This is a genomic window from Lutibacter sp. (assembly GCF_040883305.1).
Lineage (GTDB): Bacteria > Bacteroidota > Bacteroidia > Flavobacteriales > Flavobacteriaceae > Lutibacter.
Window position 1 is genome coordinate 1 of the sequence record NZ_JBFLKT010000254.1, and the last position, 7480, is coordinate 7480.

9 protein-coding genes and 1 pseudogene are annotated in these 7480 nt (G+C 31.4%); all 10 read right to left on the reverse strand.

Going from position 1 to position 7480, the window contains the following annotated elements; genetic code table 11:
* Positions 1-79 precede the first annotated feature (79 nt).
* On the reverse strand, positions 80-940 hold the full coding sequence (gene atpG / locus AB1Z17_RS07975) for an ATP synthase F1 subunit gamma (RefSeq protein WP_368051272.1): 861 nt from the start codon (positions 938-940) through the stop codon (positions 80-82).
* 66 nt (positions 941-1006) lie between these two features.
* Positions 1007-2584 (reverse strand): F0F1 ATP synthase subunit alpha, encoded by a 1578-nt coding sequence (atpA, locus tag AB1Z17_RS07980; RefSeq protein ID WP_368051273.1) that lies wholly within the window; start codon positions 2582-2584, stop codon positions 1007-1009.
* Positions 2585-2644: 60 nt separating this feature from the next.
* Entirely contained in the window at positions 2645-3181 is a 537-nt protein-coding gene (gene atpH / locus AB1Z17_RS07985) for an ATP synthase F1 subunit delta (RefSeq protein ID WP_368051274.1), read from the reverse strand.
* 9 nt (positions 3182-3190) lie between these two features.
* Positions 3191-3691, reverse strand: coding sequence for a F0F1 ATP synthase subunit B (locus AB1Z17_RS07990; RefSeq protein WP_368051275.1), 501 nt, complete (start codon positions 3689-3691; stop codon positions 3191-3193).
* Positions 3692-3769: 78 nt separating this feature from the next.
* Positions 3770-3961: an ATP synthase F0 subunit C gene (atpE, locus tag AB1Z17_RS07995; RefSeq protein ID WP_090223467.1), complete on the reverse strand. Its 192-nt coding sequence runs from the start codon at positions 3959-3961 to the stop codon at positions 3770-3772.
* A 32-nt stretch (positions 3962-3993) separates the two neighbouring features.
* Positions 3994-5091, reverse strand: coding sequence for a F0F1 ATP synthase subunit A (gene atpB / locus AB1Z17_RS08000; protein ID WP_368051276.1), 1098 nt, complete (start codon positions 5089-5091; stop codon positions 3994-3996).
* Between the two features lie 117 nt (positions 5092-5208).
* Positions 5209-5604: a DUF6168 family protein gene (locus AB1Z17_RS08005; RefSeq protein WP_368051277.1), complete on the reverse strand. Its 396-nt coding sequence runs from the start codon at positions 5602-5604 to the stop codon at positions 5209-5211.
* Positions 5588-5818 carry an AtpZ/AtpI family protein gene (locus AB1Z17_RS08010; protein ID WP_368051278.1) on the reverse strand — a complete coding sequence of 77 codons (231 nt, stop codon included), beginning with the start codon at positions 5816-5818 and terminating at the stop codon, positions 5588-5590. The genes AB1Z17_RS08005 and AB1Z17_RS08010 overlap by 17 nt, the downstream gene beginning before the upstream one ends.
* On the reverse strand, positions 5787-6185 hold the full coding sequence (locus AB1Z17_RS08015) for a polymer-forming cytoskeletal protein (protein ID WP_368051279.1): 399 nt from the start codon (positions 6183-6185) through the stop codon (positions 5787-5789). The genes AB1Z17_RS08010 and AB1Z17_RS08015 overlap by 32 nt, the downstream gene beginning before the upstream one ends.
* A 22-nt stretch (positions 6186-6207) precedes the next feature.
* A pseudogene (locus tag AB1Z17_RS08020) lies at positions 6208-7480 on the reverse strand (hypothetical protein); the annotation flags it as partial.

Below are 7480 nucleotides of genomic sequence, written 5' to 3' on the forward strand. Positions count from 1 at the left end.
TGAAAATTTGACTTCATTTCATTTCGCCTAATTGTTCAAAGCTTCACATTTTTGAAAATTTGACTTCATTTCATTTCGCCTAATTGTTCAAAGCTTCCGCTCCTCCAACAATTTCTAAGATTTCGTTAGTAATGGCAGCCTGACGGGCTTTATTGTATGTTAATAATAAATCGTCACGTAATTCTGTTGCGTTATCTGTTGCTTTGTGCATCGCTGTCATACGAGCTCCGTGTTCCGATGCAAAAGAATCTCTAATTGCTTTGTATAATTGTGTTTTTAATGATTTAGGAATCAATTCTAATACAATTTCAGGCTTCGATGGCTCAAATATATAATCTGCATTCGAAGTTACTGTACCTTCCATTGGTGCAATTGGCAAAAATTGCTCTATGGTAGTAATTTGCGTAGCAGCATTTTTAAATCGATTGTATATTAATTCTACCTTATCATAATTTCCTTCAGCAAACATTTCCATTATTTTATTAGCAATAACAGCAACATTATCAAATGTTAACTCATCAAAAATTTCGTTATTATTTTCGACAACTGTATGTTTTTTTGATAAAAGATCGTTCCCTTTTTTACCAATTGTTAACAAATCTACTTGTTTTCCTTTGTAAGTATCTTCAATATGTTTAACAGTACCTTTAATTACAGATGAATTAAAACCACCACATAAACCTCTGTTTGAAGTTACTGCAACTAATAATACTTTTGATACTTCTCTTTGTTCAGAATAAACTCCACCCACTTCACCATCTAACGTTGCGCTTAAGCTTTGTAAAAGTTCCGTAAGTTTTTCAGCATACGGACGCATTTGTGTAATTGCATCTTGTGCTTTTTTCAACTTTGCAGCAGAAACCATTTTCATGGCACTGGTAATTTGCATTGTTGAACCAATGGATGTAATTCTGTTACGTATTTCTTTTAAGTTTGCCATTTTTCTGGTATCTGGTATCTGGCATCTGGTATTGAGAAATCTTAATACCAGATACAAGAATCTTAATTATGCGTATTTTGCTGAAACTTCTTTTGCTGCACTCGTTAAGGTATCAATAACCTCATCAGTTAATTTACCAGCTTTTAAAGTATCCAGTACATCTCTATGCTTAGCGTTTAAATATTGAATATAATCGCTTTCAAATTCTTTAATTTTATCAACAGGAACTGCTCTTAACAAGTTTTTAGATCCTGCATAAATAATAGCAATTTGATCTTCAACTTTAAAAGGATCTGCCTGATTTTGTTTTAAAATTTCAACGTTACGTTGTCCTTTCGAAATTACATTCATTGTAGCAGCATCCAAATCTGAACCAAACTTAGCAAACGCTTCTAATTCACGGTATTGTGCTTGATCTAATTTTAAAGTACCTGCTACTTTTTTCATAGATTTAATTTGTGCGTTACCACCAACACGAGATACTGAAATACCTACGTTGATTGCTGGACGAACACCTGAATTAAATAAATCTCCATCTAAGAAAATTTGCCCATCCGTAATTGAAATTACGTTTGTTGGAATATATGCAGAAACGTCACCTGCTTGTGTTTCAATAATTGGTAATGCTGTTAGTGAACCTCCACCTTTAATTTTTCCTTGTAAAGAATCAGGTACATCATTCATTTGAGCAGCAATAATATCATTATTAATTACTTTTGCAGCACGTTCTAATAAACGAGAGTGTAAGTAAAAAACATCTCCAGGATACGCCTCACGTCCTGGTGGACGACGTAATAATAATGAAATTTCACGGTAAGCAACCGCTTGTTTAGATAAATCATCATACACAATTAATGCAGGACGACCTGTGTCTCTAAAATACTCACCAATTGCAGCACCTCCCATTGGAGCATAAACTTGCATCGCAGCAGGATCTGACGCATTTGCAGCAACAATTGTTGTATAAGCCATTGCTCCTTTTTCTTCTAGTAAGTTTGCAATATTAGCAACAGTAGATGCTTTTTGACCAATTGCAACATAGATACAATATACTGGAACACCAGCATCGTAAAATTCTTTTTGATTGATAATAGTATCAATAGCAACTGTAGATTTACCAGTTTGACGGTCACCAATAATAAGTTCACGTTGACCTCTTCCAATTGGAATCATAGCATCAACTGCTTTAATACCTGTTTGTAACGGTTCAGTTACTGGCTCACGGAAAATAACACCTGGCGCTTTACGTTCTAGTGGCATTTCAAAAGTTTCTCCTTGAATAGCACCTTTGCCATCAATTGGAAAACCTAATGTATTCACAACACGTCCAACAATTCCTTCGCCTACTTGTAATGACGCAATTCTTTCGGTACGTTTTACAGTAGAACCTTCTTTAATTGAAGTAGAATGACCTAATAAAACAACACCTACATTGTCTTCTTCTAAGTTTAGTACAATTCCTTCTAATCCATCTTGAAACTCAACTAGCTCACCATATTGAACATTTGCTAAACCGTACACACGTGCAATACCATCACCTACTTGTAATACTGTTCCTACTTCGTCTAATGAAGCCGATGCTTCAAATCCTGCTAATTGTTGTTTTAAAATAGCTGATACTTCAGCTGGTTTTATTGATGCCATTTTATATATTTTTTAAAACTAAAATCTTTTATTTATAAATTTGGAATTCTAGCTGTAAAACTAGTTTTCAAATTGTCTTTTTAATACTTGTAATTTATTTGAAATACTTGCATTGTATTGAACATCGCCAATACGTAGTATAAATCCGCCAATAATATCAGGATCTATAATATTTTCTATAGTTGCTTCTTTGCCTGTAATTTCTTTTACTTTGGCAAGTACTTGTGTGTTTAATGCATCAGTTAATGGAACAGCTGTAGTTACTTTTGCTACTTCAATTCCTTTTAACTCATCAAAAATAACGGTGTACTTTTTTGCTACATCCGTTAAAATTGCTAATCTTTTATTTTCAACTAAAAGATCTATTAAGCCAATAGTTAAACCAGATACTTTTGAAGAAAAAACTTCTTTTAAAGCTGCCTTTTTCAACTCCGATTTTAAAACTGGACTACTTAAAACCAACTGTAAATCTTTACTTTCTTCAATTGTAGTAACAACCATCAACATATCGTTGTTCACTTCAACTTCTTTAGATTGTTCAAGTGCAAAACTTAATATTGCTTTTGCATAACGCACTGCTGCTCTAGATCCGCTCATTTTAATAATTTAGCTAATTGTTACTTCTTTTAATAGCTCTTCAACAAGTTTAATTTGCTTGTTTTTATCTGCCAACTCACCTCTAACAACTTTTTCTGCAATACCTACTGATAATTCAGCAACTTGATTTTTTAAATCTGTAATTGCTGCTTGCTTTTCAGCTTGAATAGTTTCTTGAGCTTGCGCCACTATTTTAGTAGCTTGCGCTTGCGCTTCATTTTTTGCTTCAGAAATAATACCTTCTTTCATTTCACGTGCTTCTTTTAAAAGTGTATCACGCTGTGCACGTGCTTCTTTTAAAATACGCTCGTTATCTGCATTTAGGTTTTGCATTTCTTTACGTGCATTTTCAGCTTCTTCTAAAGCGTTTTTTATGCCATCTTCTCTTTCATTAACTGAATTTAAAATAGGTTTCCAAGCAAATTTATTTAAGAAAAATACCAGGATAACAAACAAAATTAACATCCAGAAAAATAATCCCAAAGAAAACTGTTCTATAAGTTTGTCCATATTATATGTGTTGTTATTTTTTTAATTAATTGTTTAAACAATAGCTACAACCAACCGTTGTAGCTATCTGTTTGTTTTTTAAGCTGCAAATAAAGCAGCAAATCCAATACCTTCAATCAAAGCTGCTGCAATAAGCATAGCAGTTTGAATTTTTCCTGAAGCTTCTGGTTGACGTGCAATAGCTTCCATTGCTTGTCCTCCAATTCTACCAATACCAATTCCAGCACCGATAACAATTAAACCAGCTCCAATGTAATTTAGACCTTCCATATTATATATATTAATTAATTAAACATTCAATTTTAATGATCATCATGTTCTTCTACTGCCATACCAAAGTATAGTGCAGATAACATAGTGAAAATATATGCTTGTAGCGTTGCTACTAATAATTCTAATAAAGCTAAAACAAATGCCAATCCGAATGATAACGGACTTCCAATCCAGCTTTTAAAAATAAACATTAAACCAATAATACTCATTAATACAATGTGACCCGCTGTAATGTTTGCATACAAACGAATCATTAATGAAAATGGTTTAATAATAGTTCCTAACAATTCAATTGGTGCCAAAATTATTTTCATTGGCCATGGCACACCTGGCATCCAAAAAATATGTTTCCAGTAATTTTTGTTCCCTGTAAAAGTTGTTAGTAAATACGTTAATAATGCCAAAGCGAAAGTTACAGCAATATTATTTGTTACGTTAACTCCAAGTGGTGTTAAACCCATTAAGTTAATAATCCAAACAAAGAAAAACACTGTTAACAGGTAACCCATATATTTTCTGTAATGTTTTTCACCAATATTCGCAATTGCAATATCGTCTCTAATGTACAAAACAACAGGTTCTAGCAAACGTCCAATACCCTTTGGCATTAGATTTCCTTTGTAAGATTTTGCCATTCTTGTAAACAAAAAGAACATTAATAACGCTACTAAAATAATAAAAACTACATTTTTAGTGATAGAAAAATCTAAGGGTTTTGCGTTTGTTGGGTGATGTTCATCATCATAATTAATAGTCCCCTCAGCATTAGTTTTATATATTTTATTGTGATATAGTTTGTAGTGATTACCATTAACTTGCGCTAATGTTTTTCCGTGATTAAATTTTGAAGAAGAGAAAACTTTTAAACCACCATCGTATAGAATTACTGGTAATGGAGCTCCAAAATACTTGTGTTCACCTTCATCTGTAGTCCAAGAAAACAATGAAAAATCGTATGAATCTAGCAAGTGATGTGCTATGTATTCTTTAATTTCAGTTTTAATATCTTTCTCTTTGTGAGATGATTCCTCATGAACTTCTTTAGAAGTGTCATGTTGTGCATTTGCTGAAATTGTTACCGTTAAAAGTAGTAACGTAAGTATTTTTATCAAGTTAATTCTGTGCATATCACTTTATTAATAGTGTTCTCTAAAAATATTTTGCAAATGTACGGTTTTATATTAGAAACCAAAAAATATTTTTTGGATGTTTTCCCATATACAAAAAGGACTATTTAAACCTATTTACAGTTTGTTATTCAATAGTTTGGACACGTAAATTGTTTCCAGCAGTAAACATGTTACGTAAGGCACTAAAAACGATGCAGATTCTAATCCGTCTATGTTTCCATTTTGCTTAAAAGTTGGAAAAAAAAAAAGAAAAAAAACTACGAACTTTAACATACTTCCTCCCATAAAGATAAAACCAAGTAAGTCTAAATATTTTTTTCTTAGCTTATATAAAGCAACAAAAATAATAATTGCAAGTATAAAATTTACACTATAAGAAGCTATTATTAAATTATTAAAAAGAGGTGTATTTAAGTAGTTTAAAACAACTAAATGAATTCCAAAAACAACACTTAATAGAACAAGTAGTTTTAAGAAAAAAAGAAGTATTGGGTTAATCGTATTTGTCATTTATATTTTTTAATTGTGCCAAAATGCTCCAAATTGCTGCAAACAAAGAAAGTAATGTTAATATAATTGTATAGAGTTTACTATTGGTTTCAAAATAAGAATCCAGCCACTTCCCAAAATAGACACCCAAATAAATGGTAATTCCCATTTGAATTGCAACACCCGTTAATTGCAGGTATTTATTAAGCTGTTTTTTCTTTTTTCGATTGGTCATTTTTTAATTCTTTAACAGCTCCTTTCATAGCACAAGTTGCATTAAATTCTGCTCCAGGCTCTACAGATAATTTACCAATAATGACATCTCCAGAAATTTTTGCTGTTGATTTTAAAGATAAAACACTATGCACTATTAATTCACCTGCAAATTTACCTTCAATATCGGCATTACTACATTCAACTTTTCCACTTACAGAACCAGATCCACCAATTATAACTCTTCCGTTTGTTTTTATTGTTCCTTCAACGTTACCTTCTATTCTAAAATCTCCTTCAGAAATTACATCTCCTACTATTGAAGTGTTTTTTCCAATTACATTTCGTTCTGAAACTCCTGTTTGCTTTTCTTTTTTTTCTGAAAACATGCTAAATAAATTTTGAGGTTAATTATATTTTTGATTTTATAGTTTCTAACACTTCCATTGCTTTTTTTCCCTCTTCTGTATTTGGATAATTTGTAGCAACAACATTTAAAGCAATTTCAAAAGCTTCAATACCTGCTGTTTTTCCAATTGTATAGGCTTTTAACAATTCGAATTTAGGAACAATTGCATGGCCTTCATATTTTGTTATTGCCAAGTTTGACTTTTCTAAAACAACATCAAATTTATTGTCTTTATAGTCGTAAAAAACCAACGCATATTCACTTTCAGCAGAACTGCCAGTATCTTGCAACACAGAATTTGGGTCTAAAATAATTTTAGCATATAAAGATTCCGGGTAATTAGTTGTAATATCTTCTTTTAAAATGTTTGCTTTGGAATTCTTTTGAATTTCATACATTTTAAATAAATGATATTTTGCAGGAATTTCTATTTTTTCATCTGGTTTAAACAACAATACACTTTCTAGTTTATCAATTGCCAAATCAAATTCGTTAAATTGTTCTTTGTAAATAACCCCTAATTTATAATACGCATTATTTCTCTCTTGTTTTAAACTATCAATTTTAGATGCCTCTGAAGGAATTCGTTCTAAATAATAACTAAGCTCGTACTTTTTAGAAGCATCAATTTTTGTAACATCTTGTAATTGATTTGAATTATTTCCTTGAAAATTCAATTGGGTTTTATCACTCAATCTCCAGTTTTCTTCGAGCGGACGGTTTCCCCATATACGTCTAAATTCTTGTTCTCCAAAACCAAGTGTTTGTGTATTGTAAAAATACCATTTCCCTGCGCTTTTATCTTTTTTATTACCTGAACCTAAACCATTGAAAAACCCGCTTCCAGTAGTAGCTACTTTTTGCTGTTTTTCATCTTCAGCCTGTATTTTTTTTATATATGAAGTAAAAAAAGCAGTTTGCTCATCTAAACTCATTGCTGAAATAGTTAAGATACTATCGTTAACTTTTGCGATGTTTTCATACAAAATAACATCGTTTAAGTTGGTGCGCTTTCTTGCTAAACTTCTAATTCTTTTGGAATTTTCTGATTTAGTAATTCCTAAAATACTATCGTAATACGCGCCTGCAACTGCGAATTTTGCTTTATCGAAATAATAATTTCCAGCAGCTTCATAAGCCAATTCTTTTTGAAAATTTGGCTTTGAACTTACCTCTAAAGATTTTTTAAAATAGACAATTGCTTCTTCAGAATTGTTAGCATTTTCAATAACACCTAATTGATAATAAATTTCATCTAAATAAGGTTTGTTATAA

What these genes read in the sequence shown, in the direction of transcription:
- atpA (WP_368051273.1), bottom strand. Translation starts at nt 2,584, where the DNA reads ATGGCATCAATAAAACCAGCTGAAGTATCAGCTATTTTAAAACAACAA.
- atpG (WP_368051272.1), bottom strand. Translation starts at nt 940, where the DNA reads ATGGCAAACTTAAAAGAAATACGTAACAGAATTACATCCATTGGTTCA.
- AB1Z17_RS08005 (WP_368051277.1), bottom strand. Translation starts at nt 5,604, where the DNA reads ATGACAAATACGATTAACCCAATACTTCTTTTTTTCTTAAAACTACTT.
- atpH (WP_368051274.1), bottom strand. Translation starts at nt 3,181, where the DNA reads ATGAGCGGATCTAGAGCAGCAGTGCGTTATGCAAAAGCAATATTAAGT.
- AB1Z17_RS07990 (WP_368051275.1), bottom strand. Translation starts at nt 3,691, where the DNA reads ATGGACAAACTTATAGAACAGTTTTCTTTGGGATTATTTTTCTGGATG.
- atpE (WP_090223467.1), bottom strand. Translation starts at nt 3,961, where the DNA reads ATGGAAGGTCTAAATTACATTGGAGCTGGTTTAATTGTTATCGGTGCT.
- AB1Z17_RS08010 (WP_368051278.1), bottom strand. Translation starts at nt 5,818, where the DNA reads ATGACCAATCGAAAAAAGAAAAAACAGCTTAATAAATACCTGCAATTA.
- atpB (WP_368051276.1), bottom strand. Translation starts at nt 5,091, where the DNA reads ATGCACAGAATTAACTTGATAAAAATACTTACGTTACTACTTTTAACG.
- AB1Z17_RS08015 (WP_368051279.1), bottom strand. Translation starts at nt 6,185, where the DNA reads ATGTTTTCAGAAAAAAAAGAAAAGCAAACAGGAGTTTCAGAACGAAAT.